This window comes from Agathobaculum sp. (assembly GCF_034098985.1).
In the GTDB taxonomy this organism is placed as follows: Bacteria; Bacillota; Clostridia; order Oscillospirales; family Butyricicoccaceae; genus Agathobaculum.
Window position 1 is genome coordinate 93,056 of record NZ_JAXEOA010000004.1, and the last position, 25,789, is coordinate 118,844.

The following is a 25,789-nucleotide window of genomic DNA, read 5'->3' on the forward strand; positions in this document are numbered from 1 at the left end:
TGGAATAGGTTCAGCGCCGGTGCTCGCAGGGGAACTTCGCGTCAGGTCTCTCCCAGCGGCTCACAGCCAAGGCCGCTTTCTCTGAAAGGAGGGGGCGGGACGTTACTTTCCCTGTTCATCGCAGGTTACTTATTAAGAATAGTATTATTAAAGCACAGAGGAGAGGAAAAAGCAAGGGGGATTTTATTTTTTGCTGATTTTTAAATATTAAGAACCCACTTTGGCGCCACTTTCAACACAAATGCCTTTACATGGTTTTAAATATAATTGAGGTGAAAATTGTGGATCAAGTTCAATGTAGACATTGCAAACATTACAGACGGCACTATGTTCGTCGAAAGGACGGTTTTGTTACCACAGACTGCGGCCATTGCACATATCCAAGAATCAAGTTTCGAAAACCTGATACACGTGCCTGTGAACACTTCGTAAAACAGGATTGACGAAGCGGGGAAAGCCGCCTGCGGGCGGCAGGGAACGCCGCGCTGCCCGCGCGGGGGCCAAAAGGAGTAAGACACCTACGGTTTCTTACCCCTCTTGGAACTCCCGATCTTCCCTCGTGTAGTTTTTCACGCGTTAGCCGCGCCAGTGCTTCACGCAGTACCTTCTTTTCACGGAGAAAAGCGGGGAACGGGGTGCAGGAGGCTACTCGACTCTGTCCAAGAGGCCGCCGCGCTGGCCCGAGGTTCCCGCCAGCACGGCGGCCCCTAGAATTGAGCCAAGTCGTTCAAACGCTCCGTTCCCCGCGATTCACCGTGGCTGCAAAGTACTGCGTGAGGTTTAGGCGCGGCCAGAGCGTAAAAAACGGCGCAGGGGGGAGCGGTTTCCAAAGTATCGCGGGGGGACGGAGTCCCCCCATCATACTTTGGCCCCGCGCCGGGCAGGCGCACGTTCCCGCCGCCCGCAGGCGGCGTACTCCCCCTTGACAGTTTCAACATTTCTGGATATACTATTAAAGTTAATACGAGAATTGCAATGACAAAGAGTAGTATCCATATTCCCGCTCTCAGAGAAAAGGCGGTCGGTGCAAGCCTTGGTGCGGGGAATGGAGAAGTCGCTTTGGAGCAGAATGGCTGAAAACACAGTAAGCCGTTTCGCCTTGCCCCCGTTACGGGCTTCGAGTGTCCGGCGAAAGCCGGAAATTCAGGTGGTACCACGGAGTTTGCTTCGTCCTGTTGATGGACGGGGCATTTTTTATTTTGCAAACAAAACCATAAAGGAGAATAGTCTAATGAGCGAACTGCCAAAGACCTACGACCCGAAAGCGGCCGAGGACAAGCTGTACAGCTTCTGGAACGATTCCGGCTTTTTCCATGCCGAGGTGAACCCGGACAAGAAGCCGTTCACCATCGTTATCCCGCCCCCGAACGTCACCGGCCAGCTCCACATGGGCCACGCGTTCGACGAAACGCTGCAGGACATCCTTATCCGCACAAAACGCATGCAGGGCTATGAAGCCCTGTGGGTGCCGGGCACCGACCACGCGGGCATCGCCACGCAGATCAAGGTCGAGGAAGCCCTCCGGAAAGAGGAGGGACTCACCCGCTACGACCTCGGCCGCGAGAAATTCCTCGAGCGCGTGTGGGACTGGAAGCACAAATACGGAAACCGCATCATAGACCAGCTGAAAAAGCTCGGTTCGTCCTGCGATTGGGAGCGTGAGCGCTTCACCATGGACGAAGGCTGCTCCAAAGCCGTGCGCGAGGTGTTCGTCAACCTCTATAACAAGGGGCTGATCTACAAAGGCCACCGCATCATCAACTGGTGCCCGCACTGCACGACCGCGCTTTCCGACGCCGAAGTCGAATACGAGACCCAGCCCGGTAAGCTTTGGCACCTGCGCTATCCGCTGGCGGACGGCTCGGGCGATCTGGTCGTCGCGACCACCCGCCCGGAGACGTTCATGGGCGACACCGGTGTTGCCGTCAACCCGAATGACGACCGCTACAAGCATTTGATCGGCAAGACCTGCATCCTGCCCATCATGAACCGCGAAATCCCGATCTTCGGAGACGAATACGTTGACATGGAGTTCGGCACAGGCTGTGTCAAGGTCACGCCCTGCCACGACCCGAACGACTTCGACATGGGGCAGCGGCACAACCTCGAGCAAATCCTTGTCTTTAACGAGGACGCGACCGTCAACGAAAACGGCGGCAAGTATGAGGGTATGGACCGCTACGAGTGCCGCAAGGCCGTGGTCAAGGACCTTGAGGAGGGCGGCTACCTCGTCAAAATCGAGGAGCACGAGCACAACGTCGGCACCTGCTACCGCTGCGGCACGACGGTCGAGCCGATGACCTCGGCGCAGTGGTTTGTCAAGATGGCGCCGCTCGCAAAGCCCGCCATGGATGTGGTGACCGAGGGCAAGACCAAGTTCGTGCCCGACCGCTTCTCCAAGACCTATCTGCGCTGGATGGAAAACGTACACGATTGGTGTATCTCCCGCCAGCTCTGGTGGGGACATCGCATCCCCGCGTTCTACTGCGAGGACTGCGGCGAGATGGTCGTCTCTAAGGACGATGTGCACGTCTGCCCGAAGTGCGGCTCGAAGAACGTTACCCAGGAGGAGGACGTGCTGGACACGTGGTTCTCTTCCGCGCTGTGGCCGTTCTCCACGCTCGGCTGGCCGGAAAAGACCAAGGAACTCGACTATTTTTACCCGACCTCCACACTCGTCACCGGCTACGATATCATCTTCTTCTGGGTCGCGCGCATGATCTTTTCGGGCGTGGAGCACATGGGCGAAACGCCGTTTGACACCGTGTATATCCATGGCCTTGTGCGCGACGCGCAGGGACGCAAAATGTCGAAATCCCTCGGCAACGGCATCGACCCGCTAGAGGTCATTGACCAATACGGCGCGGACGCGCTGCGCTTTACGCTCGCGACCGGCAACAGCCCCGGAAACGATATGCGCTTTTCGACCGAGCGCGTCGAGGCGAGCCGCAACTTCTGCAACAAGATCTGGAACGCGTCGCGTTTCATCCAGATGAACCTGACCATCGATAAGGCCGAGCTGCCGGAAACGCTGGCCATTGAGGACAAGTGGATCATCAGCAAGTTTAACACGCTTGTGCGCGAGGTCACCCGCAACATCGACCAGTACGAGTTAGGGCTGGCCGCCTCCAAGCTGAACGATTTTATTTGGGAAAGCTTCTGCGATTGGTATATCGAGATTGCGAAGACCCGCATCCAGAACAAGGATGAAAATGTGCAAAAGGTGCTGTGTTTCGTGCTCTCCGGCGCGATGCAGCTGCTGCATCCGTTCATGCCGTTCATCACCGAGACCATCTGGCAGGCGCTGCCGCACGAGGGGAAAAGCGTCATGGTGTCCAAATGGCCGGGATACCGGGACGATCTGCATTTTTCCGCCGAGGAAGCGCAGATGGAAACGCTGATGAACGCCGTCCGCGCCATCCGCGGCCGCCGCGCCGAAATGAACGTGCCGCCCTCCAAAAAGGCCAAGGTGCTCGTGCTGACAGAGAAAAAAGCCACGTTTGAAGCGGGCGGTATCTTCTTCCCCAAGCTGGCTTATGCCTCCGAAATCGAGCTGATCGAAGCGGTGCCGGCGGATGCGGCGAAAATGGCGTCCGTCGTCACCGAGGACGCGCAGATCTATATGCCGATGGGCGACCTGATCGACTTTGAGGCCGAACGCGCGCGCCTCCAGAAAGAAAAGGCCAAGGTGGAGGATGATATCGCGTTTGTCATGAAAAAGCTGGATAATCCCGGCTTTGTGGATAAAGCGCCTGAGAAAGTCGTCGCGGTAGAGCGGGAGAAAGCCGAGAAGCTGCGCGAACACCTCGCCAAACTGGAAGAATCCATCAAGGCGCTCGGATAAGTAAGAAAAAAGGCACCCTGTTCGGGTGCCTTTTTGAATGGATAAACGTCTCCGGTTATGCCAGCCGGCGGTACAGCTCAATAATCTGTTCGGCAAACAAACGCGTGGTTTCCGCCATGGCGAGCTGATCCTCGGCGTGCACGAGCGTCAGCCGGGTGAGCAGCCCCTCATCGGAGGAGACTTCCTCCTGGATCAGGTCAAAATGCGCCTCATGCGCGTGCAGGTATTCCTCATTGCCGCGGGAAACGGCCTGCTCCGCCGCTTCAAAATCGCCCTTTTTGGCGTGCTCAACGGCCTCCAAATAATCGCTCTTGGCCGCGCCGCTGAACGAAATCAGCGAAAAGCAGGCCTGTTCGAGCTGTTCGGATGTGATCGCCATTTTAGTTGTCCCCCATCAGCTTTTTGATATCCTGATAAACCTGCTTGCCGTTCATCGTGCCATACGCCATCATGTCGATAACAGCGACGGGCTTGCCCTCGCTCATCTCCTCGATGCGGCTCTTGAGATAGCGCACCTGCGGCCCGAGCAGGATCAGGTCGGCCTTGCCGACGTGCTCGCGCGCCTTGATCTCGCTCGCGGCCCAGATGTTGAGGTCGCACCCGTCGTCTTTCGCGGCGGCGGCGATACGGTCGCACAGCATACCGGTCGACATCCCCTGGGAGCAAAGCAGCAAAACATTCATGAAAAACAGCCTCCTTAAATATGTTCATGCAGGAAAAAGTGTGATATAATGACGGAAAACCGCACGCAAAATGCGGAGGTGATGAAATGAACCTGGTCGACCTGTCCAAGCGCTATCTGCTGAACGAAACCGAACACCGCGTGCTCGCCTGCATCTTGCAGTCCATCGAGCAAGGGGAAAGCAAGATCAACATTCGGGACGTTGCCCAGCAGTCCTATGTATCGACAACGACGGTCATCAAGCTCTCTAAAAAGCTGGGATACCACGGTTACAGCGATATGATCTATTCGCTGCGCCGCCATGCAGAGGAGGAGCGCTCGGCGGCCGCCGGCATCGACCTGACCAGCATCCTCGCCGAGGTCGACGTGCCGTGCATCGAGGCATTTGCGGACGAGCTGTTCCGCTGCCGGAACGGCTGTGTGTTCGTCGTCGGCCTGGGGTTTAATACAATTGCGTCCTCCTATATCATGCGGCGGCTGGCAACACTCCGCATATTGGCCTACGACGGGTCGCCCGTCGACATGATGCGGCCCGGCAGCGAGCCGTCGTTCACGATCATCCTGTCCAAAAGCGGGGAAACGCGCGACCTGGTCGATGTGGCTTCCCACGCGCAGGCGCTTGGGCACCGGCTGTACACCATCACCGCGCACGGGGATTCGACGCTCGCGCGCATGAGCGAGCACCGGCTGGTGCTGCGCACAGGCGGCTCGGTCGCGTACGACGTGCCGGATTTCTTTATCGGCCGGACAATCATCCTGTTTGAATATATCCTTTCGCGCCTGGTCGACCGGCTGGCCGAAAGCGAATGAGCTTCTAAGGGTATCTTAGCATGTCCGTGCGCGCCGTGCAACCGCCCGGACAAAACGGAAACATGTTTTTTATGCGGTTGAAATATTTTTTAATCGGTCGAACTTCTTGAAAAAACACCCGAAACCTTTATGCTTGAGAGTATGAGGCGCCGGGTGCTTTTGCTTTCCCGGTGGAAATGAGTTGGCTCATCCCGATGGAAATGAGGAGGATTCCCTATGAAACAGTTCTCAGTCGCCATTGCCGGCGGCGGCAGCACATACACCCCGGATATGCTGGAAATGCTGTGCCTGGTGCGCGAGCATTTTCCGCTTCGCCGCGTGGTGCTGTATGATATCGACGAAACCCGGCAGGCGCATATCGGCCGGTTCGGCGAGATTTTGTTCCGCGAATACTACCCCGGGGTGGAGTTCTGCTATACGACCGATCCCGCGAAAGCGTTCACGGATATCGATTTTGTTCTTGTGCAGATCCGCCCCGGCGGGCTTGCGATGCGCGAGCAGGATGAAAAGATCCCGCTTCGGCACGGCGTGATCGGGCAGGAGACCTGCGGCCCCGGCGGCTTCGCCTACGGGATGCGCTCTGTGCCCGCGATGATCGAGCTGGTGAACACCATCCGCCGCTATTCGCCCGAGGCGTGGATCCTCAACTATTCGAACCCGGCCGCGATCGTCGCCGAGGCGACCAAGCGCGTGTTCCCGGACGATTTCCGGCTCATCAACATCTGCGATATGCCGATCTCGATCATGGATATCTTTTGTCCGCTCGCGGGCGGACGCAAGCGCATGGACATTGAGCCGCGCTACTACGGCCTGAACCACTTCGGCTGGTTCACCGCGATGTACGACAAGCAGACCGGCGAGGACGTGCTGCCCGAAATTTTAGAAAAGCTGCAAAAGGGCGGCTGTGACGACGAGCTTGGATTCTCCGGCAAAAACGATGATTACTGGAACTTCACGTTTAAGCATCTGGAAAAAATGGTGCAGGACTATCCCCATTCGCTGCCCAATACCTATATGCAGTACTATCTATATCCGCAAACGATGGTCGCGCACAGCGACCCCAATTATACGCGCGCCAACACCGTGATCGACGGGCGCGAAAAGCGCGTCAAGGCGTATTGCGACGAGGTCGCCTCGCTCGGCAGGATGCGGGGCACCAAATTTGACCTGGACCGGAAATACAGCGCCGGCTCGCATAAAAATGCGGACGGTGAATTTGAATCGGCCACGGTCGCGCACAACGACGCGCACGCCACCTACATTGTCGAGCTGGCCATGAGCATCGCTTATAACCGGAACGACGTGTTCCTCATCATCACCGAAAACAAGGGCGTGGTGCCCAATCTGTCGGACGGGATGATGCTCGAGGTCGCGTGCCGGGTGGGCGCGCGCGGCGCCGAGCCGTTCCGCATGGAGGAAGCCGGGACATTTGAAAAGGGCTTGCTCGAAGGGCAGTACGCCTATGAAAAGCTGGCGGTCGACGCGGCGCTTGAGGGCTCTTACCAGAAAGCGCTGCAAGCGCTCGCAGTGAGCCGCACCGTGGCCGACACCGACCTCGCGCGCACCATCCTCGATGAATACATCGCGGCAAATGGGGAGCACTTCCCTGTTTTGAAATAAAAGCCGGACAATGTTAAGGGGGTAAAACAAAAATGAAGAAACTGACGAACTTCATGGAGCAGCATCTGATGCCGCTTTCGCAGAAGCTGTCGGCAAACAAGTATCTGGTCGCGCTGCGCGACGGCCTGATGCTCTCGATGCCGCTGCTGATCATCGGCGCGGTCGCCATCATCATCGGCGATTTCCCGGTGCAGGGCTTCCATGACTTTATGGCGTCCATCGTGGGCGACGTGTGGTATGAATGGTGCTGGAACATGGTCAATCCCGCGACCATGGGGCTGGTCGCGCTGTTTGCGGTCATCGGCGTGGCGCACAGCCTCGCGAGTGAGGAGGACGTCGAGCCGCTGCCCGCGGTCGCGATTTCCATTTCGGCCTATTTCCTGCTTTTGCAGCAGATGGAGGAGGGCGGATACGCGGCCTCCTCCTTTGAGGCGAGCGGCCTGTTCACCGCCATGCTCACCGCGCTGATCGCGACCAAGCTGTACGCGGTCATCCTAAAGAAAAACTGGAAAATCAAAATGCCGGAGACCGTGCCGAGCTTCGTTTCCCGCCAGTTCGAGGCGCTTATCCCGGCGGCCATCATCCTGCCGATTTTCCTGATCATCCGGCTGGTCTTCGCGGCGACCCCGTTCGGCACGGTGTCGAACTTCATTGTCACCATGATCCAGATGCCGCTGACCAACATCGGCACCTCGCTGATTGGCACGCTGCTCATCACCTTCCTGAACTCGCTTTTGTGGTTCTTCGGCATTCATGGCACAGCGGTCATCGATTCGTTCATGGGCCCGCTGTGGTATGCCGCGCGCTTTGCCAACCTCGACGTATTCCAGGCTGCGGCAGGCGCGGCGCGCCCGTACATCGTCACGCAGGATTTTGCGAACATGATCATCTTCCTCGGCGGCACCGGCAACACGGTTTCGCTCGCCGCGATCATGGCGTTCAAGTGCAGATCCAAACGCATAAAATCGCTCGGTAAGCTCAGCCTGCTGCCCGGTATTTTCAACGTTAACGAGCCGGTCATCTTCGGCCTGCCGCTCGTGCTGAACCCGATCATGGCGATCCCATTCTTCATTGTGCCGCCCGTGACAGTGCTGATTTCGTTCGCGGCCATGTATTTCGGGCTGGTGCCCTATCCCACGGGTGTTACCGTGCCGTGGACGCTGCCCGCGCCTTTCGGCGGCTGGATGATGTGCAACGATATCCGCGGCGGCCTTTTGCAGCTTGTGGTGCTCATCATCGGCGGGCTGATCTACTATCCGTTTATTTCGGCGCTCGACCGCCAGTACATGAAGGAAGAGCAGGCCGAACCGGCTGAAGCATTGGAGGAAGCGTGAAACAGCTATTTGCCTGCGATTATGACGGCACGCTGTCGCAGGACGGCGGCATCGACGAAGAAACGCTGCGCGCGATCCGGGACTATCAGGCGCGCGGCGGACTGTTCGGCATTTGCAGCGGACGAGACCCGGGTTCGCTGCAAAGCGAGCTTTCGGCTTATGACCTTACATGCGATTTCTTCATCATGATGAACGGCTCGCGCATCGAATGCGGCGGGGACTGCGTTCGAGAGCACGTGCTCACCGGCTTTGAGCAAGCGCTGCCGCTGCTCTCCGAAAGCTGCCTGTTCTTCAGCATGACGGGCGACGGCGAGCTTTGCCTGTGCCCGCCCGACTTTCGGCTGGAAGAGCCCGCAGAGCAGGCATATATGGACGATCTGCGCACCAAATACCGGCAGGTGTCCCGTCCGGAGGACATGCGCGTGGTTTATCAGATCAGCTGCCGAACGCCCGGGCAGGCCGAGGCGGTCGCGCTGGCAGAAAAGCTGCACACACTGGGGCTGGATGCGTTCCCCAACTGGGAATATGTCGATATCGTGCCGCATGGCGTGAGCAAGGCCGAAGCGGTCGCGTTTGTCGGCAGCCGGTACGGAGTCGACGATCAGAACATCTATACCGCGGGCGACGGCAGGAACGATATGGAAATGCTGCGGCGCTTCGGCGGCTTTGCGATCGAGTATGCGGAGGACTGCGTGCGGCAGGCCGCCGGGCGCACGGTCCGCACGGTCGGGCAGGCACTGCGGCAGTTATTGGAATAGGAGGCGCACGGATGGCAATGACCCCGGCAAACCCGTTTCGGCGGCTTTTCGCCTATGCGGTCGACTGGTATGTGTGCACGATGCTGTGCGGCGCGCCGCTCATGCTGGTCAACAGCATGCGCACCGGCCTCGCGGAGATCGACACATCGCTGCCGCCCGGTGCGGAAGGCTATCTTTGGGGGCTGATCGCGTTTGCGGTCGGCGCGGCGTATTATCTGCTGTTCCCGGTCTTCTGGCACGGCCAGACGCCGGGCAAACGGTTGTTTCGCCTGCGCATCGTCACGGACGGCGGGAAAACGCCCGGCGCGGGTGCGCTTGCGCTGCGCCAGCTCGCCGGCGTGCTGCTGCTCGAGGGGGCGGTGGCGTTCCCGAGCCAGCTTTTGCGTGAACTGCTCGCCCGCGCGGCGGGGGACGGGGCGGCGAACCTTGTCCGCATCGCCATGGTCGCGCTGACGGTAATTTCGATTTGCCTCGGGCTGTACACGCCCGGCAGGCGGATGCTGCACGATTTTATTTCGGGCACGCGGGAGGTGTCCGCGGCCTGAAAAAAGCCCGTTCGGCCCCGAGAGGCCGGGCGGGCTTTTCTTTTTGCCAAAACGTGCTATAATAGATGGAAATATCAATCCGAGAGGTTTCAGAAATCATGGACACAGACCTTCCCAAAACAGCGATAGACTATATCCATTCGCTCGGGCGGTTTTCCGGAAAGCCCGGGCTGCACCGCATCCGCGCGCTTTGCGCGGCGCTGGGCGATCCGCAGAAAACGCTCAAATTTGTGCACCTGGCCGGTACCAACGGCAAGGGCTCGACCGCGTGTATGCTCGCGTCGGTGCTGCGCGCGGCGGGATACCGGACGGGGCTTTATACCTCGCCGTACCTCATCCATTTTCACGAGCGCATCCGGGTGGACGGCGCAATGATCCCGGACGGCGACCTGACGCGCCTTGTCGAACGGGTCGGCCTTGCGGCGCAAAGCCTCATCCTGCCGGACGGCGAGAGCATCGGGGAATTTGAGTTCACGACCGCGCTCGCGTTTTTGTATTTCGCCGAACAGGGCTGCGATATCGTTGTGCTGGAAACCGGGCTGGGCGGCCGCTGCGACGCGACCAACGTCATCGATGCGCCCGAGGCTGTCGTGCTCACGCCGATCTCGCGCGACCATATGGCCGTTCTGGGCGATACGGTGGCCGAGATCGCCGCGGAAAAAGCGGCCGTCATCAAGCCGGGCAGCGCGGTCATCTGCGCAAACGGTCAGCCCGGCGGGGTCATGCCGGTTGTCCTGCGCGCGTGTGAGGCTGCGGGCGGCATCTGGTGGAGCGAGCCGCTGGATATCCGGCTGCTGCGCATGGATATTGAAGGCACCGCGTTTGTCTACGAGGGGCAGGGCTATACCATCCCGATGTCCGGCCGACACCAGCTCCAAAACGCCATGACCGCGCTGCAAACCGTTTCCGCGCTGCGCGCGCGCGGCTGGAAGATCGATCCGGCCGCAGTCGTGCGGGGGCTTGCGGCGGCGCGGATGCCGGGGCGGCTCGAACGCCTGCGCGAATCGCCGCTCGTACTGCTGGACGGTGCGCATAATGAGGGCGGCGTGGCCGCGCTGTGCCGCACGGTGGACGAGTTTCTGAAAATGCGGCGGCTGCACGTCGTCATGGGTATGGTGCGCGATAAGGACTTTGAAGTCTGCGTTCGCGAGCTGGCATGCCGGGCAGATTCGTTCTACGCCTGCGAACCGGGCGGGACCGACCGCGCGCTTTGCGCGCAGACGCTCGCCGCGCTGGCCGAACGCGACTGTGACTGCGTGTCCGACTGCGGCGGCGCGGCGCAGGCGATTGCGCTTGCGCTGGAGCGCGCCGAGCCAAAAGACTGCGTGCTCGTCTGCGGTTCGCTGTTTCTCGTGGGCGAGGCCGAAAAAATCCTGCGCACACGACAGAAACCGGCAGAATAAAATAGAAAATTATGGTAAATTGGGCTTGTACCGCAAAAGGGTACAAGCCCTTTTTGTATGCAGAGGTGAAAAAGAGATGTTACATATCAATCCAACCGAGCGCGAGAGCGAGCTTGTCATCTCGCTTGCGGGCGAGCTCGACCATCATGAAACGCGCGACGCCATTGACACCTGCGAGGATCTGCTCGCGCTGTATCCCGCGCCCAAGCTGACGCTCGACCTGTCCGGCCTGACGTTTATGGATTCGTCCGGCTTGGCGCTAGTGATGCACCTGTTCCGCACCTGCGCGCGTTCGGAGCGCGATTTTGTCGTGCGCGGCGCGCCGCCGCAGCCGCTTCGCGTGTTTGAGGCAGCCGGGCTGCCGCAGGTCATGATTTTTGAGAGGGGGGTATGAGCGTGCGCGAGGTAGTCAATAAAATGAGCATTAAATTTGAGAGCCGGTCGGTGAACGAGGCGTTCGCCCGGCAGGCGGTCGGCGCGTTCGTCGCGCAGCTCGACCCGACGATGGACGAGCTGGGCGATGTGAAAACCGTCGTTTCCGAGGCGGTCACGAACGCCATCGTGCATGGCTATGGGGATAAGACTGGGTTTATCACCGTTACCGTGCGGCTGTTCGAGGGCAGGGCGCTGGAGCTGAAAATCAAGGATTCGGGGCGCGGCATCGCGGACGTACAGCAAGCGCGCCAGCCCATGTTTACCACGGGCGACGATACGAGGAGCGGCATGGGCTTTACGATCATGGAGACCTTCACGGACAAGCTGCGCGTGCGCTCAGCGTCCGAACACGGCACGATCGTGACCATGGTCAAGCAGCTTAAGGAGCGCGGCGCGTGACGAGTGAAACGCGCGGCCTGCTGGAACAGGCGGCCGCGGGCAGCCGCGATGCGGAAACCGAGCTGCTGGAGAAAAACAGCGGTCTGATCTGGAGCATCGCGCGGCGGTATTATGGGCGCGGCGTCGAGGCGGACGACCTATACCAGCTTGCGTGCGTCGGGTTTATTAAGGCGGTGCGCGGGTTCGACGTGGACAAGGGCTGCGAGTTCTCAACCTATGCTGTGCCCAAGATCGCGGGCGAGATCCGGCGGTTTCTGCGGGACGACGGCGCGGTTAAGGTCAGCCGTGCGGTCAAAGAACGCGCGGTGCGCCTGCACAGGATACAGGGCGAATTGGAGGCCAGGCATGGCGAGGCGCCCACGGTGTCCGAGCTGGCCGCGGCAAGCGGGCTGACAGTTGAAGAGGTCGCCGCGTGCGAACAGGCCAACGTGTCGGTCGATTCGTTCGAGCGCGAGCTTTCGGGCGGCGGGCGGCTGGGCGATCTGGTGGGCGACGAAGGGCTGGAAGAGCGCGCGTGCCTATATTTATCGCTCAAGGAGGCCATACGGGACTTGCCCGAGCGGGAACAGCAGGTGCTCGCTTTGCGGTTTTCGCGCGATATGACGCAGCAGCAGGTGGCGAAGGTGATCGGGGTGTCGCAGGTGCAGGTGTCGCGCATCGAGAAGAGGGCGCTTGCGCTGCTCCGTGAGCAATTGGTGGAATAGAAAAACTCCCACGCTTAGGCGTGGGAGTTTTTTTAGTCGCGGAATTCAAGGAGCTTGTTGGGAGGAATTTCAAGCGCATCGGCAATATCAAAGAGCATATCGAGTGAAATGCCAACAGAAGCCGTTTCGATCTTTCCAATGCTGACACGAGCGGCATCAATTGCTTCCGCTAATTGGTCTTGCGTAAACCCACGGTCTTTGCGGTAATAGGCAATGTTAAGGCCAAGTTTGCGGTATTTATCCGAATGTTTAAAATCCATATTATCACCTCGTAAATAGTGTATCGGTGATATAAGATGGATGAAATTAACCAAAGGGATACATATAAATATTGACAATATACAACAATAAATATATAATATGGATATAGATATTAAAAATAGTGAAAAGTAAGGTGAAAAGCAACATGGAAGTAAACTTTGAACGCAAAATCGATGGGCAGGGGCGCGTTGTGCTGCCGTTGGATATGCGCCGCTCACTGGGGCTGAAAAAGGGCGATACGGTTTGCATCGATGTGAAAGACGGCCAGATTATCCTTACCTCGAAAGAAAAGTAACGCGCGCCTGCCCGGCGCGGGGCCAAAAGGAGTAAGACACCTACGGTTTCTTACCCCTCTTGGAACTCCCGATCTTCCCTCATGTAGTATTTCGCTTTCTGCGCCGCGCGCTTTCTTTCCGCAGTACCTTGCAGCCTCGGAGAAACGCGGGGATACGCCGTCAAACAACTTGGCTCTGCTCCGCTTGCCGCCGTGCTGGCCCGAGGCTCCCGCCAGCACGGCGGCCCCTAGAATTGAGCCAAGTCGTTCAAACGCCCGTAGCCCCGCATTTAACGCGGCTGCAAAGTACTGCGTGAGATTTTGGCGCGGCCAACGCGTGAAATACAACCGAAGGGAAGATAGGGAGTCCACAGAGGGACAAGAAACCGTAGGTGTCTTGTCCCTTTGTGCCCCGCCGCGGGAGCGGCTCGTTCCCCCGCGCCGGGCAGGCGCGCTATTTTAGCAGATAAGAACATTTGTTTTGTTAAAGGAACTGTGGTATAATCGTTGCATAGCGTCATATGAAACGAGGATACTCTATGGAACCGACCAAATTTGATATGAAATATGCAGCTGTGCGCCGTGCGGTCATCGAGCAGCGGTTTGCGCATTTGAACGACATGCAGCGCGAGGCCGTCTATACGACCGAGGGCCCGCTTTTGATCCTCGCGGGCGCGGGTAGCGGCAAGACGACCGTGCTCATCAACCGGATCGTCAGCATCCTGCGGTTTGGCGAGGGCTATACCGACCCTTACGCACCGCCGGGCGCGTCCGAGGAGGACCTGCTGTTTCTCACCGAATACCTGACCGACCCCAAGCCCGAGAACCGCGACCGCGCCGACCGCCTGTGCGCCGTGCGCCCCGCGCGCCCGTGGGAGATCATCGCCATCACGTTCACCAACAAGGCCGCGCGCGAGCTGCGCGAACGCCTGACGCGGAGCGTGGGTGAGGAGGACGCCTCCGCCATCTGGGCGCACACGTTCCACACCGCCTGCCTGCGTATCCTGCGCCGCCACGGCGAGCTTTTGGGCTTTGAAACCGCTTTCACCATCTATGACGAGGACGATAAAAAGCGCGTTATCATCGATCTGCTGCGCCGCCTCAATCTGGATGAAAAAATTTACGACCCGCGCATGGTCATGGGTCAGATTTCGCGCGCCAAGGACAAGCTGATGACCCCGAAGCAGTTCAAGGCCGACGCGCAGGGCGATTATGTCCGCGAAAAGGTGGGCGATGTGTATGCGCTGTACGAAAAGGAAATGAAAAAGGCCTGCGCGCTCGATTTTGACGATATCATCATGAAGACCGTGCTGCTTTTGCAGCAAAACCCCGACGTGCTCGACTATTACCAGCACAAATTCCGCTATGTGCTCGTCGACGAGTATCAGGATACGAACTACGCGCAGTATGTGCTGTCCAGCCTGCTCGCGGGCGGGCATGAGAATATCTGCGTCGTCGGTGACGACGACCAATCCATCTATAAATTCCGCGGCGCGACGATCACCAACATCCTCGAATTTGAAAAGCAGTATAAAAACGCCCGCACCATCCGCCTCGAGCAGAATTACCGCTCGACCGGCAATATTTTGAACGCCGCGAACGAGATCATCCGCAACAACGTGCAGCGCAAGGGCAAAGAGCTTTGGACCGACCACGACGGCGGCGCGAAGATCCGCCTGCATCGCTCGGACAGCCAGGAGGGCGAGGCCGCCTATATCGCGGATACGATCCTGGACGGCGTGCGCGAGGGCCGTTCGTTCAGCGACTACGCGGTGCTGTACCGCAACAACGTCCTTTCGGACAATATCGCCGCCGCGTTCATCCGCAACGGCATCCCCTACCGCGTGTATAAGGGGCGCGACTTCTTCTCGCGCGCCGAAATCCGCGACATGTTCGCCTACCTGTGGGTGATTGAAAACCCGGCCGACACGCTGCGCCTTAAGCGCATCATCAACACGCCCGCCCGCAAGATCGGCGACCGCTCGGTCGAGCTCGCGGAAAGCGTGGCCGCGGAGCAGAGTATGCTGCTGTACGACGTGGTGCAGAAAGCGGGCGAATTTGCCGAGCTGTCGCGCGGCGCGAACGCGATGATGAAATTCGGCCAGATGATGGAAAACCTGCGCAAACAGCGCGAGTTTTTGAGCCTGTCCGAGCTATATGACGAGCTGTTGGATAAATCGGGCTATGCCGCCGTGCTCGAAGCCAAAGGCGACATGGAATCCAAGGGCCGCCTCGAACATATCGAAGAACTGAAATCCTACATCCTGACCTATGAGGAAAAGACCGAAACGCCCACGCTTTCCGGTTTTCTCGAGGAAATGGCGCTCTATACCGACGCCGACCAGACCGGCGACGACGAGGACGCCGTGCTGATGATGACCATGCACTCGGCCAAGGGGCTGGAGTTCCCCATCGTCTTCCTCGCGGGCATGGAGGACGGGCTGTTCCCCGGCTTCCGCGCCATGGAGCGCGGGGATGATATGGAGGAGGAACGCCGGCTGTGCTATGTCGCGGTGACGCGTGCGCGCGAGCAGCTTTACCTGACCTGCGCCGAGCGCCGCCTGCTGTATGGCCGCACGCAGTATGCGCATCCGTCGCGCTTCGTGCAGGAGATGCCAAGCGAGCTGCTCGACAGCAACGTGACCGCGAACCAGTTTGAGCAGGCCGCGCAGGCCGTCGCTTCGCCCGGGCCGGATTTCGCGTCCGCCCGCAGCGTTTCGGCGTCGCCTGCCGCGCGCCCGGCCATTCGGATGAATACGGCTTCCCAGCCGCTGCCGGATTTCCCGGCCGGCTGCCGCATCCGCCATAAGGCGTTCGGCGAGGGGCTGGTGACCGCCGTAAAGCCTATGGGCGGGGACGCGCTGCTCGAGATCGCGTTTGACGAAAAGGGCACCAAGCGCCTGATGGCCAAGAGCGCTGCGCAGTTCATGGAAAAGCTCTGATAAAAAAGATGGAGGCGCCCCGATGGACTTTATCAATCTGACGGCGGAAAACCTCGCCGAAGAGCATTTGTGCTGCATTATCCGCAGTAAAAAGCCGCATCCGGGCGTGGAGGCCAAGCGCCAATGGCTGGCGGATCGGCTGGGTGAGGGACACGTGTTCCGCAAGCTCGACGCCAAGGGCACGGTCTTCATCGAATACGCGCCGCTCGAGACCGCGTGGGTGCCCATCGAGGGCGAGAACTACCTCTACCTATACTGCCTATGGGTCACTGGCGCCGCCTATAAAGGCAAAGGGTATGGCCGCGCGCTCATGGAATACTGCCTGAACGACGCAAAAGAGAGGGGCCGCTCGGGCGTGTGCATGCTGGGTGCGCGCAAGCAGAAATCGTGGCTGAGCGATCAGGCCTTTGCAAAAAAGTTCGGATTTACGTGCGTCGACACGGCAGGGGAGTACGAGCTGCTCGCGCTGTCGTTCGACGGCACGGCGCCGCGCTTTGCGCAAAACGCAAAAAAACAGCGCATCGAAAACCAGGAGCTGACAGTCTATTTTGACAGGCAGTGCCCGTTTATCGAACAGCGTGTCAGGCTGTTCCGGGAGTATTGCGAGGCAAACGCGGTGCCCCTGTCGCTCATCGAGGTGGACACGCTGCAAAAGGCCAAGGCGATGCCCGGTGTGTTTAACAATTGGGCCGTGTTTTACCGGGGCGAATTTCAGACCGTCAACCTGCTGGACACGGCGGCGCTCGGGCGGCTGCTCAAAAAGTGAAAACAGTATGGCAAAACGCCGCAACACACGTTGCGGCGTTTTTTTTGCGGCTTCAAGCTATGCCGAGCAGACGGCAGGCCGAGGCTGTGGCAAAGCACAACGCAAAGCCGATGAGCGTGGGCAGCGCGATCGACCAGAGCGTCCATTTGACGCTATGGCTTTCTTTCCAGATGGTCAGGCAGGTCGTCGAGCACGGCCAGTGCGCGACCGCGAAAACCAGCGTGCACAGCGCGGTCGTCACCGTCCAGCCGTTTGCGACGAGCAGCGTGCGGAAAGCCGCGAGGTCGGAAACGTCGGCCAGCGTGCCGGTCGCCAGATAGCCCATGACGATTAGCGGCATGACCAGCTCGTTTGCCGGAAAGCCCAGGATAAACGCGAGCAGGATGACGCCGTCCATGCCGAGCAGCTTGCCGAACGGGTCGAGCGCCTGCGCGATATGCGTCAGCACCGATGCGTCGCCCACCATGATGTTGGCCAGTAGATAGATGATGAGGCCGGCTGGCGCCGCGACGATAATCGCCCGTCCCAGAACAAACAGCGTGCGGTCAAAAATGCTGCGCACGATGACTTTGCCGAGCTGCGGCGCGCGGTAGGGCGGCAGTTCCAAGGTAAAGGAGGACGGCTCGCCTTTAAGCAGCGTGGCGGACAGCAGGCGGGAGGCCGCGAGCGTGAGCAGCACACTGCCGACGAGCACGCCGGTCAGCAGCAGCGAACCGGTGATGGCGTTGCCGGCAAAGAAAACGGAGCACAGGAAAATGAGCAAGGGAAACCGGCCGTTGCACGGCGCGAATGTATTGGTCAGCATGGCGATCAATCGTTCGCGCGGCGAATCGATGATGCGGCAGCCCGTCACGCCGCACGCGTTACAGCCGAATCCCATACACATGGTTAAGCTTTGTTTACCGCAGGCGTGGGCGCGGCGGAATGAATGGTCAAGCTGGAAAGCCACGCGGGGCAGGTAGCCCGCGTCTTCCAGAAGCGTAAAGAGCGGGAAAAAGATCGCCATTGGCGGCAGCATAACGGAAACGACGGTTGCCAGCACGCGCCACGCGCCATCCACAAGCAGGGAGACCAGGGCGGCGGGAAGCCCGAGTGCGGTCAGCCCCGCGGCAATCGGTTCGGCAAGGCCGAGCAGGTGTTCGCCCAGCCATTCGCTGGGCACATTGGCGCCGAACAGGGTGATGTAAAAGACAAGCGCGAGCAGTAGCAGCATGAGCGGGATGCCGAAGCGGCGGCTCATGAGCACGCGGTCGATGCGCCGGTCGCGCGAGTAGGCGCAGGCCGAGCATTCGACACAGCCCATGGCAATCTCCTCGGCGCGCAGGGCGGCGGAGGCGGTCAGCATATCGCCAACCTCGGTCGAGGTCATGCCTGCGGGCGGGACTTCAAGCAAACGCTCCAGCGCCTCGGCGCGTGGAAGGCCGGTTTCGTGGGCTGCCTGTTCGATTACGGCGGGATACCGGATGGCGGCCACTTCGTTTTCGGTCTCGCCGGAGGCGGCGCGGCAAGCCATGCGCTGCAATTGGGGCAGCCCTTGCCGCCGCCGCGCGGCGCAGGGCACGACCGGGATGCCCAGTTCGCGGGAAAGTGCGGCGACGTCGATACGGATACCCTTTTTCCGCGCCTCGTCCATCAAATTGAGGCATAGAACGACGCGCGGCGTCACCTCGAGCACCTGAAGCACCAGAATCAGGTTGCGCTCAAGGCAGGTCGCGTCCGCGACCAGAATGGTGCAGTCAGGCTCGCCGCTGACGATGAAATCGCGCGCCGCCCGCTCTTCCTCCGAACGGGCGCGCAGCGAATAAGTACCAGGCAGGTCTACCAGCGTGAGCTGCTCGCAGCCGCAGCGCATTGTGCCGTGCGCGTTGGCAACGGTCTTTCCGGCCCAGTTCCCTGTATGCTGATGCGAACCGGTCAGCGCGTTGAAAACAGTGGATTTGCCGACATTAGGGTTGCCGGCGAGCGCGATGACCGGGATTTGCGCGTGTTCTTTCAAATTTCCTGCACCCCCACTTCGACCTGCTCGGCATCCGTTTGGCGCAGCGCGATGACCGCGCCCCGGATCAGGTAGGCTGTGGGGTCGCCCGAGGCCGCCCGCTGCAGGCAGGTGACCGGCGTGCCGGCAACCAGTCCGAGGTCTTGTAAACGGCGGCGCATGCTGCCGGAAAGATGTAAAGCGCGCACCCGCGCCCGCCCGCCTTCGGGCAGCTCGGGGAGCGTCTGATAACGTTCGTTCATGGTGAGTTCAGCCCTCGCATGTTGGATTGACGCGCACAAATGGGTGCACGACTACCTCATGCTATGCGGCTGGACACCAGGGCGTGCGGCGCCGCTTGCCAAACACGATCTCTTTGGTGTATACTGATAAAAACAGCCGAGGGGGGACGCTGGTGGGGAAACGGAAAACGCGCGGCTTTACGCTGGCCGAACTGCTCGTCGTAGTGGCAATCATTGCGGTGCTGATCGCGATCGCGATCCCGGTGTTTTCCCATACGCTGGAGAAAGCACGCGAGCGCGTGTGTCTGGCCAACTTGACCTCGTCGCAGCATATCGTCACTATGCAGCGCATGCTGGAGCCCGGGCTGACGGCGCAGGAGGCGCTCGCGCTGATCAAGGAATCGGTCGGTGACCCCGAAACGCTGTGCCCGTCGGGCGGCAAATACAAGGTCGAAGTCGATTCGGACAATACTGCGAGCCTGGTCGTGCTATGCAGCGTCCACGGCAGAACCGCGGTAGAGATTGTCAATAGCAAGATCACCGCGCTGGCAGAAGCGGTAAAGGGATATTTTGGGGCGGATACCTCGCGCAAGGAATTGGATTCGAGCGGCCCAAACTGGGGTTTGGATATTAAGAAAAAGCTGGCCGAAGAGCTGAACACGACGCTGGACTACGATTTCCGCGTATGGAAAAATCAGTCGAACGGGTCATTCGTTGTCTACGTGTTCGAGCCGGTGGAGGGCAAAAAGAAAGACGATGTAGTTTCGGCAACGCGCTACACATTTGATAAAACCTGGAAACAGGTCGGCGAACCGGAACAAGGCACCGCGCCGCTGACCGAGAAGACCACGGACGACCGGAACGGCAAGCCGGTGACGCATTTGATCCTGCTCGCGGAGCAGTTCCAAAAGGATTCATAAAAAAGAGGCCGGCAGGCCTCTTTTTTATGTAACGAAATCCAGAGTTGCCGGGTCTAAAGAACAGAGAAAGCGAAAGGGGGTGGCCGCTTGCGAGAAAAATTGAATTTCGAGGCGCTGTACCGCCTATATTTTTCCCATCTCTACCGGTACGCGCTGATGCTCTGCGGCAGCGCCGCCGAAGCCGAAGACGCGGTGCAAAACGCGTTTGAGCGCGCGCTGCGCGCGGAGCAGGGGTTCCGGGGCGACAGCTCGGTGAAGACCTGGCTGTTCACCATCACGCGGAACGAATGCCTGCGGCAGATCGGCAAGCGGCCGCCAAATGAGGAACGGGAAAGCGGGGAACTCGAAAGCGCGGTCTATGTAGAGCAGACGGCGTGCGACCGGGAAGCGGCGCGCGTCGTGCTGGATTATATCGAGGCGTGCGAGGAACCGAAAAAAAGCCTGCTGGCGATGCGGCTGCTGGGCGAACGTTCATTCCCGGATATCGGCGCGGTTTTGGGAAAAAGCGATACTTGGTGCCGCGTGACGTTCCTGCGGGCCAAAAATGAAATCTTAAAGCGATTGGAGGGTTATCTATGAGCAGCAAATTGGACTGCGCGGTGGCGCGCGACCTGCTGCCGCTGTATGCGGAAAAGCTGGTGAGCGGGCAAACCGCGGCGCTACTGGAAGAACACCTGGCGGAATGTCCCGTGTGCCGGGCTACGCTCCGGCGCATGGAGACCGAGGTGGCGGTAAAGCCTGAAAAGCCCGCCGCGCCGGAAAAACAGGTGGCGCGGTATCTCACCGGCTTGCGAATCTGGTATCTGGCGTGCCCGCTCATGGCGTTTGTGCTGGAGCTTTTGGGACTCACACGCGCGTCGCATTTCTATATCGGTGCGCTGGCCGTTTTGAGCGTCATCTGCCTTGCGTCGCAGTTTGTTTCCGGCGCCACGATGGGCGGCATTGATTATGAACAGGTTCGTCAGCATGACGAGGCTGAACGGCGCAGCCGCCGCTGGTGGGGCGGGTATTACATGTCCCCCCTGCAGCTTGCGCTGCCCGCGCTGCTGCCGGTGTGCGTTGTGCTGTGCAGAAATCTAGTGCGCGATTTCGGCCCGGTGTTTGCGCGGATGCCCACGTCGCTTGCCGCGACGCTGCTGTCCCTGCCGGTGGTGCTGGTGCTGCTGTTCGTGATCGTGTATGTGTTAAACAAGCGGATGCCAAAATGAGAGGAGTAGACTGGCATGAGAAAAACCATTGTGGTTCCATATGAGGAGAACCGGACGTACCCAAGCCTGAATACTGCAAAGCAGGCGATCGCCGCCTACTGTGCAGAACATGGCTACCCCTATGAATTTCAGGGAGAAAATGAGGATGGCGAGCAGCTTGTCCGCATTGCGGGGTTGGACTATAAGATTAGGCGCGGCGTGCATATCGGGCAGAGCGGTCCCGGCGGCTATGGCATCAGCTGTATCGAACTGCCCAAGAAAGACAAATAAAAAAAGAGGCCGAAAGGCCTCTTTTTTTATTATTCCGCACTCGACAGCATCAGCTTAATGCGGTTTTCCTGGTTGATCTTACTCGCGCCGGGATCGTAATCGACCGCCACGATATTCGCCTCCGGATAGGTCTCGCGGATCTTGCGGATCATGCCCTTGCCAGCGATGTGGTTGGGAAGGCAGCCGAACGGCTGGGTGCACACGATGTTGCGCACGCCCTCGGTGATCAGCTCGATCATTTCGGCGGGCAGCAGCCAGCCCTCGCCCATTTTGACGCCCGGGCCGATGATGTCCTGCGCTTTTTTCCGCACCGCGTCGAACGCCTGCGGCGGACGGAACGCGCCGTGTTTTTTCATCATTTTAATGATATCGGCCTGCTTGCCGAGCACGTACTGGTAGACCAGCTTGTAGGCCATCGCCTTTTTGGGGCTGCGGCCGTATAGGTCGCGGTCGATCACGGAATTATAGATCGTATATAGGCAGAAATCCATTAGCCCGGGCAGCACCGGCTCGCAGCCCTCGGAAAGCAGGAACTTTTCGAGGTTGTTGTTGCCGAGCGGCGAAAATTTGACATAGATCTCGCCGACGACGCCGACCAGCTTCTTTTTTTGCGATCGGTCCAACCGGATCTTGGCAAACACGTCGAGCACGAACTGGTAAAGCCGCTTGACCTCGCCATAATGGATGGACCGGTCGCCCGTGAAGCGCTGTGAGACCGCGTCCATGCAGATCTCGATCGCCTTATCGGTCGAGCCGGGCACACATTCATAGGGACGGCACTGGTTGGCGACCATCATGATCAGGTCTCCGATCAGCATCGCGTAGGCCACCTGGATGAGCATGGTCTTGGTCAGCTTAAAGCCCGGATTGTCCTCAAGCCCGGTGAAGTTCAGCGAAATGACTGGGATATATTCATAGCCGTTTTTCTGCAGCGCCTTGCGCAGCAGGTGGATGTAGTTGGACGCGCGGCAGCCGCCGCCGGTCTGCGGCATGATGAGCGCGAGCTTGTGCACGTCGTATTTGCCGGACTCGATCGCGTCCATCAGCTGCCCGATGACGAGCAGCGCGGGATAGCAGGTGTCGTTGTGTACGTTTTTGAGCCCCTGCTCGACAATGGCCGGGCCCTCGGTGTCCAGAAGCACCATGTTGTAGCCGTAGTTTTTCATCAGGCGGCAAATCAGGCCGAGCTGCACGGGCAGCATGTTGGGCACGAGGATGGTGTAGCTTTCGCGCATCTCCTCGGTGAATGCCACATGCGCCGCCTGATGGCTATTAGGATCGTTTCTTTGCAAGTTTTCTGCCCTCCTCGACCGCGGCAAGCATGCTGCGGATGCGGATCTTGGCAGCGCCAAGATTGGATATTTCATCGATTTTAAGCTGGGTGTAGATTTTGCCGCGGCTCTCGCAGATGGCGCGCATCTCGTCGGTCGTGACCGCGTCGATGCCGCACCCGAACGACACAAGCTGGATGAGCTGCGCGTTTTCCTTATGCGTGACGTATTCGGCCGCGCCGTACATGCGGGAATGGTACGTCCACTGGTTCAAAACGTGCACTTCGGGCGCCTCGGCGAGCTGCCAGACCGCGTCCTCGGACACGATGACCATGCCATAGGAGGAAATGAGCTGGTCGATGCCGTGGTTGATCTCCGGGTCGATATGGTACGGCCGGCCGGCGATGACCGCGATCTCCAGCCCGTGCGTATCGGCATAGGCGATGGCTTTCTGACCCTCGTCCCGGATCTGGGCATAGTAGTCCGCCAGCGCCTGATAGGCGTTTTCAACCGCGGGCTCGATCTGCTTCTTTTTGATCTGCGGGTATTTGCCGCAGAAAAACTTGGCTGCCTGCTGGATAAAGCGCCTTTTCTCCGTCAACTCAAAATAGGGCATCATGAAATCCGCGCCGTGCAGCGCGCTCATATTGGCCTGCAGCAGCTCGGGATAGTACGCGACGACCGGGCAGTTGTAGCAGTTGGTCGCGCGGCCCTCGTCGAGGTTATAGGTCATGCAGGGGTAGAAAATCGATTTTATGCCCTTAGCGAGCAGGTTTTCAATATGCCCGTGCATGAGCTTGGCGGGATAGCACACCGTGTCCGACGGGATCGAATGCTGCCCCTTTTGATAAAGCTCGCGCGTTGAAACGTCGCTGAGCACAGGCTCGAAGCCGAGGCCGCGCAAAAGCGTCGTCCAGAACGGCAGCAGCTCATAGAAATTGAGGCCGAACGGCAGGCCGATCTTGCCGAGCGGCGCGGGCGTTTCAGCAGGCAGAGCGTAGGATTTGATTTTTTCAAGCTTCCAGCGGTATAGGTTGGGAAGCTCCTTGTGGTCGCCCTTGCCGAGCGGCTTGTCGCAGCGGTTGCCTGAAATAAAGCGGCGGCCGCCGGAAAACTGGTTGACGGTCAGGCTGCAATGGTTTTCACACAGTCCGCAGCGCACCGACTGCACCGTGTGCGTAAATTCGGCGAGTTCGCCTTCGGAGAGCAGCGACGAGCGGGCGGGCGTATTGTCCTTGGCGTGGAGCGCCGCGCCGTAAGCGCCCATCAGGCCGGAAATGGCCGGACGAGTGACGTTTCGACCGATCTCCTGCTCGAACGAGCGCAGGATCGCGTCGTTTAAGAACGTGCCGCCCTGCACGACGATGTTCTTCCCCAGTTCGTCCGGCGAATGCGCGCGGATGACCTTGTACAGCGCGTTTTTGACGACAGAGACCGAAAGCCCGGCCGAGATCGCGTCGATGCCCGCGCCGTCTTTCTGCGCCTGCTTGACAGAGGAGTTCATAAACACCGTGCAGCGCGAGCCGAGATCGATGGGATGCTCGGCAAACAGCCCGAGCTTGCAGAACTCCTCGATGGAATAGCCCATCGAGCGGGCAAAGGTCTCGATAAACGAGCCGCAGCCCGAGGAGCAGGCCTCGTTGAGCGAAATATTATCAATGCATTTGTTGCGGATTTTGAAGCATTTGATGTCCTGGCCGCCGATGTCGATGATAAAATCGACGTCCGGGCAGAAATGCCGTGCCGCGCGGAAGTGCGCCACCGTTTCGACCAGCCCGAAGTCCACGCCAAACGCGTTTTGGATGAGCGCTTCGCCGTAGCCGGTGACTGCGGAGGATACGATATGTACGCGCCCGCCGCACAGCCCGTAGAGCTTTGTGAGCTGCTCGCGGATAACGTCCGCCGGGTTGCCCTTGTTGGACTGGTAGTGGTGGAATAAAATCTGGTTGTCCTCGCCGATCAGCACGAGCTTGGTCGTGGTCGAGCCACAGTCGATGCCGAGATAGGCGTTGCCCTCGTATACGGTGACGTTCTGCGTCATCACGTCGTGCACGCCGTGGCGCGTTTTGAACGCGTCGTACTCCTGCTGGTTTTGGAAGAGCGGCGGCAGGTACTGCGCAATCACGGGCGCGTCGGCCGCTTTTTCCAGCGCGTCCAGCAGCGACTGCACCGAATATTCCGCTTTGGTGCCGCCCGCGTATTCCGCGGCGCCCGCCGCGATCGCATAGGGGGCAAGATCGGGGAAATGCGCGTGCTCATCTGTCAGCGCGAGCGTTTTTTGGAACTGCTTTTGCAGCCCCTTGAAGAAGAAGAGCGGGCCGCCGAGGAACAGCACGTCGCCCGCGATGTCGCGGCCCTGCGCGAGCCCGGTCAGCGTTTGGTTGACAACCGCCTGAAAGATCGACGCGGCCACGTCTTCCTTGCGCGCGCCCTCGTTCAGAAGCGGCTGGATGTCCGACTTGGCAAATACGCCGCAGCGCGATGCGATTGTATAAATGCGCTCCGCGCCGAGCGAAAGCTCGTCGAGCTGCGCGGGCGTAACGTCGAGCAGCACGGCCATCTGGTCGATAAACGCGCCGGTGCCGCCTGCGCACGAGCCGTTCATACGCTCCTCGAGCTGGCCCGACAGGAAGACGATCTTGGCGTCCTCGCCGCCGAGCTCGATGACCACGTCGGCCTGCGGCACATGCACGCCGACCGCTTTGCGCGTCGCGTACACCTCCTGCACAAAATCAATATTTGCGGCCTTGGCGACGCCGAGGCCGGCGGAACCGGTGATGGCGCAGCGGATGGCGGCGTCCTCGCCGATGAGCGCGCGCGCCTCGCGCACCAGCTCGACCGCTTTCTCGCGCACCTTGGAAAAGTGGCGTTCATAACGCTTGTGAATAATTTTACCATCGCGCACGGCGACGATCTTGACCGTCGTCGAGCCGATATCAATGCCTAGGTTTACGTTCATAACATTCTTTAGTCTCCACAAAATAAGACGCTTTTTCAAGCGTCGGTTACCCTACCTATTTAATATATACGTATAGACTCCAAAAGTCAATTGACAAGCCCTGTCACTTATTGCCGAAATTGGCTCTTGACAATCGCCTCATTTTTAGATAGAATTGATGCCGAACT

The 25,789-nt window shown here is 59.4% G+C and carries 24 protein-coding genes and 2 other annotated features (1 of these 26 only partly in view); of the genes, 17 read left to right on the plus strand and 7 right to left on the minus strand.

Annotated elements, in window-relative coordinates; translation table 11 throughout:
* Positions 1 to 128 (minus strand) — a binding site (T-box leader); it reaches 109 nt to the left of the window's first position.
* Between the two features lie 838 nt (positions 129 to 966).
* Positions 967 to 1,178, plus strand: a binding site (T-box leader).
* 53 nt (positions 1,179 to 1,231) lie between these two features.
* The gene (locus SO058_RS01420; RefSeq protein ID WP_320841217.1) at positions 1,232 to 3,844 is read left to right on the plus strand and encodes a valine--tRNA ligase; all 2,613 of its coding nucleotides are present in this window, start codon (positions 1,232 to 1,234) and stop codon (positions 3,842 to 3,844) included.
* 55 nt (positions 3,845 to 3,899) lie between these two features.
* Here the strand turns inward: SO058_RS01420 and SO058_RS01425 are convergent, their stop codons facing one another.
* Both SO058_RS01425 and SO058_RS01430 read right to left on the minus strand, forming a co-directional pair.
* Complete coding sequence (locus tag SO058_RS01425) at positions 3,900 to 4,223, minus strand: PTS lactose/cellobiose transporter subunit IIA (RefSeq protein WP_320841218.1); 324 nt, start codon at positions 4,221 to 4,223, stop codon at positions 3,900 to 3,902.
* Between the two features lies 1 nt (position 4,224).
* Positions 4,225 to 4,527, minus strand: a complete 303-nt coding sequence (locus tag SO058_RS01430) for a PTS sugar transporter subunit IIB (RefSeq protein WP_320841219.1) — start codon at positions 4,525 to 4,527, stop codon at positions 4,225 to 4,227.
* An 86-nt stretch (positions 4,528 to 4,613) separates the two neighbouring features.
* Here SO058_RS01430 and SO058_RS01435 point away from each other — a divergent pair, with 86 nt between their 5' ends.
* The 9 genes from SO058_RS01435 (at position 4,614) to SO058_RS01475 (ending at position 12,534) form a co-directional block, all read left to right on the plus strand.
* Positions 4,614 to 5,336 (plus strand): MurR/RpiR family transcriptional regulator, encoded by a 723-nt coding sequence (locus tag SO058_RS01435; protein ID WP_320841220.1) that lies wholly within the window; start codon positions 4,614 to 4,616, stop codon positions 5,334 to 5,336.
* A gap of 216 nt (positions 5,337 to 5,552) precedes the next feature.
* Positions 5,553 to 6,956, plus strand: coding sequence for a family 4 glycosyl hydrolase (locus SO058_RS01440; RefSeq protein ID WP_320841221.1), 1,404 nt, complete (start codon positions 5,553 to 5,555; stop codon positions 6,954 to 6,956).
* Between the two features lie 32 nt (positions 6,957 to 6,988).
* Positions 6,989 to 8,290, plus strand: a complete 1,302-nt coding sequence (locus SO058_RS01445) for a PTS sugar transporter subunit IIC (protein ID WP_320841222.1) — start codon at positions 6,989 to 6,991, stop codon at positions 8,288 to 8,290.
* Positions 8,287 to 9,048, plus strand: coding sequence for an HAD family hydrolase (locus SO058_RS01450; protein WP_320841223.1), 762 nt, complete (start codon positions 8,287 to 8,289; stop codon positions 9,046 to 9,048). The genes SO058_RS01445 and SO058_RS01450 overlap by 4 nt, the downstream gene beginning before the upstream one ends.
* Positions 9,049 to 9,059: 11 nt before the next feature.
* Positions 9,060 to 9,593 (plus strand): RDD family protein, encoded by a 534-nt coding sequence (locus tag SO058_RS01455; RefSeq protein ID WP_320841224.1) that lies wholly within the window; start codon positions 9,060 to 9,062, stop codon positions 9,591 to 9,593.
* A gap of 98 nt (positions 9,594 to 9,691) precedes the next feature.
* On the plus strand, positions 9,692 to 10,996 hold the full coding sequence (locus SO058_RS01460) for a bifunctional folylpolyglutamate synthase/dihydrofolate synthase (protein ID WP_320841225.1): 1,305 nt from the start codon (positions 9,692 to 9,694) through the stop codon (positions 10,994 to 10,996).
* Between the two features lie 76 nt (positions 10,997 to 11,072).
* Complete coding sequence (locus SO058_RS01465; RefSeq protein WP_320841226.1) at positions 11,073 to 11,390, plus strand: STAS domain-containing protein; 318 nt, start codon at positions 11,073 to 11,075, stop codon at positions 11,388 to 11,390.
* A gap of 23 nt (positions 11,391 to 11,413) precedes the next feature.
* On the plus strand, positions 11,414 to 11,830 hold the full coding sequence (spoIIAB, locus tag SO058_RS01470; protein WP_442872228.1) for an anti-sigma F factor: 417 nt from the start codon (positions 11,414 to 11,416) through the stop codon (positions 11,828 to 11,830).
* Positions 11,827 to 12,534: a sigma-70 family RNA polymerase sigma factor gene (locus SO058_RS01475; RefSeq protein WP_320841228.1), complete on the plus strand. Its 708-nt coding sequence runs from the start codon at positions 11,827 to 11,829 to the stop codon at positions 12,532 to 12,534. The genes spoIIAB and SO058_RS01475 overlap by 4 nt, the downstream gene beginning before the upstream one ends.
* A gap of 32 nt (positions 12,535 to 12,566) precedes the next feature.
* Here SO058_RS01475 and SO058_RS01480 read toward each other — a convergent pair whose 3' ends face one another.
* A complete protein-coding gene (locus tag SO058_RS01480; protein ID WP_320841229.1) occupies positions 12,567 to 12,794 on the minus strand; it encodes a helix-turn-helix domain-containing protein in 228 nt (75 codons plus the stop codon).
* A gap of 146 nt (positions 12,795 to 12,940) precedes the next feature.
* Here SO058_RS01480 and SO058_RS01485 point away from each other — a divergent pair, with 146 nt between their 5' ends.
* The 3 genes from SO058_RS01485 (at position 12,941) to SO058_RS01495 (ending at position 16,777) form a co-directional block, all read left to right on the plus strand.
* Entirely contained in the window at positions 12,941 to 13,090 is a 150-nt protein-coding gene (locus tag SO058_RS01485; protein ID WP_320841230.1) for an AbrB/MazE/SpoVT family DNA-binding domain-containing protein, read from the plus strand.
* Positions 13,091 to 13,608: 518 nt separating this feature from the next.
* On the plus strand, positions 13,609 to 16,011 hold the full coding sequence (locus SO058_RS01490; RefSeq protein WP_320841231.1) for an ATP-dependent helicase: 2,403 nt from the start codon (positions 13,609 to 13,611) through the stop codon (positions 16,009 to 16,011).
* A 22-nt stretch (positions 16,012 to 16,033) separates the two neighbouring features.
* Positions 16,034 to 16,777 (plus strand): N-acetyltransferase, encoded by a 744-nt coding sequence (locus SO058_RS01495; RefSeq protein ID WP_320841232.1) that lies wholly within the window; start codon positions 16,034 to 16,036, stop codon positions 16,775 to 16,777.
* Positions 16,778 to 16,829: 52 nt separating this feature from the next.
* On the opposite strand, the gene feoB is transcribed toward SO058_RS01495, so the two are convergent.
* Positions 16,830 to 18,773 carry a ferrous iron transport protein B gene (gene feoB, locus SO058_RS01500; RefSeq protein WP_320841233.1) on the minus strand — a complete coding sequence of 648 codons (1,944 nt, stop codon included), beginning with the start codon at positions 18,771 to 18,773 and terminating at the stop codon, positions 16,830 to 16,832.
* The gene (locus tag SO058_RS01505) at positions 18,770 to 19,015 is read right to left on the minus strand and encodes a FeoA family protein (RefSeq protein ID WP_320841234.1); all 246 of its coding nucleotides are present in this window, start codon (positions 19,013 to 19,015) and stop codon (positions 18,770 to 18,772) included. The genes feoB and SO058_RS01505 overlap by 4 nt, the downstream gene beginning before the upstream one ends.
* A gap of 152 nt (positions 19,016 to 19,167) precedes the next feature.
* Here SO058_RS01505 and SO058_RS01510 point away from each other — a divergent pair, with 152 nt between their 5' ends.
* The 4 genes from SO058_RS01510 (at position 19,168) to SO058_RS01525 (ending at position 21,392) form a co-directional block, all read left to right on the plus strand.
* The gene (locus SO058_RS01510; RefSeq protein WP_320841235.1) at positions 19,168 to 19,914 is read left to right on the plus strand and encodes a prepilin-type N-terminal cleavage/methylation domain-containing protein; all 747 of its coding nucleotides are present in this window, start codon (positions 19,168 to 19,170) and stop codon (positions 19,912 to 19,914) included.
* Between the two features lie 87 nt (positions 19,915 to 20,001).
* Positions 20,002 to 20,493, plus strand: a complete 492-nt coding sequence (locus SO058_RS01515) for an RNA polymerase sigma factor (RefSeq protein WP_320841236.1) — start codon at positions 20,002 to 20,004, stop codon at positions 20,491 to 20,493.
* Positions 20,490 to 21,122 (plus strand): zf-HC2 domain-containing protein, encoded by a 633-nt coding sequence (locus SO058_RS01520; protein WP_320841237.1) that lies wholly within the window; start codon positions 20,490 to 20,492, stop codon positions 21,120 to 21,122. Before SO058_RS01515 ends, SO058_RS01520 begins: the two co-directional genes overlap by 4 nt.
* Before the next feature lie 15 nt (positions 21,123 to 21,137).
* The gene (locus tag SO058_RS01525; RefSeq protein WP_320841238.1) at positions 21,138 to 21,392 is read left to right on the plus strand and encodes a DUF4318 domain-containing protein; all 255 of its coding nucleotides are present in this window, start codon (positions 21,138 to 21,140) and stop codon (positions 21,390 to 21,392) included.
* A 29-nt stretch (positions 21,393 to 21,421) separates the two neighbouring features.
* Here the strand turns inward: SO058_RS01525 and SO058_RS01530 are convergent, their stop codons facing one another.
* Both SO058_RS01530 and SO058_RS01535 read right to left on the minus strand, forming a co-directional pair.
* The gene (locus SO058_RS01530) at positions 21,422 to 22,684 is read right to left on the minus strand and encodes a 2-hydroxyacyl-CoA dehydratase (protein WP_320841239.1); all 1,263 of its coding nucleotides are present in this window, start codon (positions 22,682 to 22,684) and stop codon (positions 21,422 to 21,424) included.
* Positions 22,665 to 25,622: an acyl-CoA dehydratase activase gene (locus SO058_RS01535; protein ID WP_320841240.1), complete on the minus strand. Its 2,958-nt coding sequence runs from the start codon at positions 25,620 to 25,622 to the stop codon at positions 22,665 to 22,667. Before SO058_RS01535 ends, SO058_RS01530 begins: the two co-directional genes overlap by 20 nt.
* Positions 25,623 to 25,789: the final 167 nt, after the last annotated feature.

What these genes read in the sequence shown, in the direction of transcription:
- SO058_RS01420 (WP_320841217.1), top strand. Translation starts at nt 1,232, where the DNA reads ATGAGCGAACTGCCAAAGACCTACGACCCGAAAGCGGCCGAGGACAAG.
- SO058_RS01425 (WP_320841218.1), bottom strand. Translation starts at nt 4,223, where the DNA reads ATGGCGATCACATCCGAACAGCTCGAACAGGCCTGCTTTTCGCTGATT.
- SO058_RS01430 (WP_320841219.1), bottom strand. Translation starts at nt 4,527, where the DNA reads ATGAATGTTTTGCTGCTTTGCTCCCAGGGGATGTCGACCGGTATGCTG.
- SO058_RS01435 (WP_320841220.1), top strand. Translation starts at nt 4,614, where the DNA reads ATGAACCTGGTCGACCTGTCCAAGCGCTATCTGCTGAACGAAACCGAA.
- SO058_RS01440 (WP_320841221.1), top strand. Translation starts at nt 5,553, where the DNA reads ATGAAACAGTTCTCAGTCGCCATTGCCGGCGGCGGCAGCACATACACC.
- SO058_RS01445 (WP_320841222.1), top strand. Translation starts at nt 6,989, where the DNA reads ATGAAGAAACTGACGAACTTCATGGAGCAGCATCTGATGCCGCTTTCG.
- SO058_RS01455 (WP_320841224.1), top strand. Translation starts at nt 9,060, where the DNA reads ATGGCAATGACCCCGGCAAACCCGTTTCGGCGGCTTTTCGCCTATGCG.
- SO058_RS01460 (WP_320841225.1), top strand. Translation starts at nt 9,692, where the DNA reads ATGGACACAGACCTTCCCAAAACAGCGATAGACTATATCCATTCGCTC.
- SO058_RS01465 (WP_320841226.1), top strand. Translation starts at nt 11,073, where the DNA reads ATGTTACATATCAATCCAACCGAGCGCGAGAGCGAGCTTGTCATCTCG.
- spoIIAB (WP_442872228.1), top strand. Translation starts at nt 11,414, where the DNA reads ATGAGCATTAAATTTGAGAGCCGGTCGGTGAACGAGGCGTTCGCCCGG.
- SO058_RS01480 (WP_320841229.1), bottom strand. Translation starts at nt 12,794, where the DNA reads ATGGATTTTAAACATTCGGATAAATACCGCAAACTTGGCCTTAACATT.
- SO058_RS01485 (WP_320841230.1), top strand. Translation starts at nt 12,941, where the DNA reads ATGGAAGTAAACTTTGAACGCAAAATCGATGGGCAGGGGCGCGTTGTG.
- SO058_RS01490 (WP_320841231.1), top strand. Translation starts at nt 13,609, where the DNA reads ATGGAACCGACCAAATTTGATATGAAATATGCAGCTGTGCGCCGTGCG.
- SO058_RS01495 (WP_320841232.1), top strand. Translation starts at nt 16,034, where the DNA reads ATGGACTTTATCAATCTGACGGCGGAAAACCTCGCCGAAGAGCATTTG.
- SO058_RS01505 (WP_320841234.1), bottom strand. Translation starts at nt 19,015, where the DNA reads ATGAACGAACGTTATCAGACGCTCCCCGAGCTGCCCGAAGGCGGGCGG.
- SO058_RS01520 (WP_320841237.1), top strand. Translation starts at nt 20,490, where the DNA reads ATGAGCAGCAAATTGGACTGCGCGGTGGCGCGCGACCTGCTGCCGCTG.
- SO058_RS01525 (WP_320841238.1), top strand. Translation starts at nt 21,138, where the DNA reads ATGAGAAAAACCATTGTGGTTCCATATGAGGAGAACCGGACGTACCCA.
- SO058_RS01535 (WP_320841240.1), bottom strand. Translation starts at nt 25,622, where the DNA reads ATGAACGTAAACCTAGGCATTGATATCGGCTCGACGACGGTCAAGATC.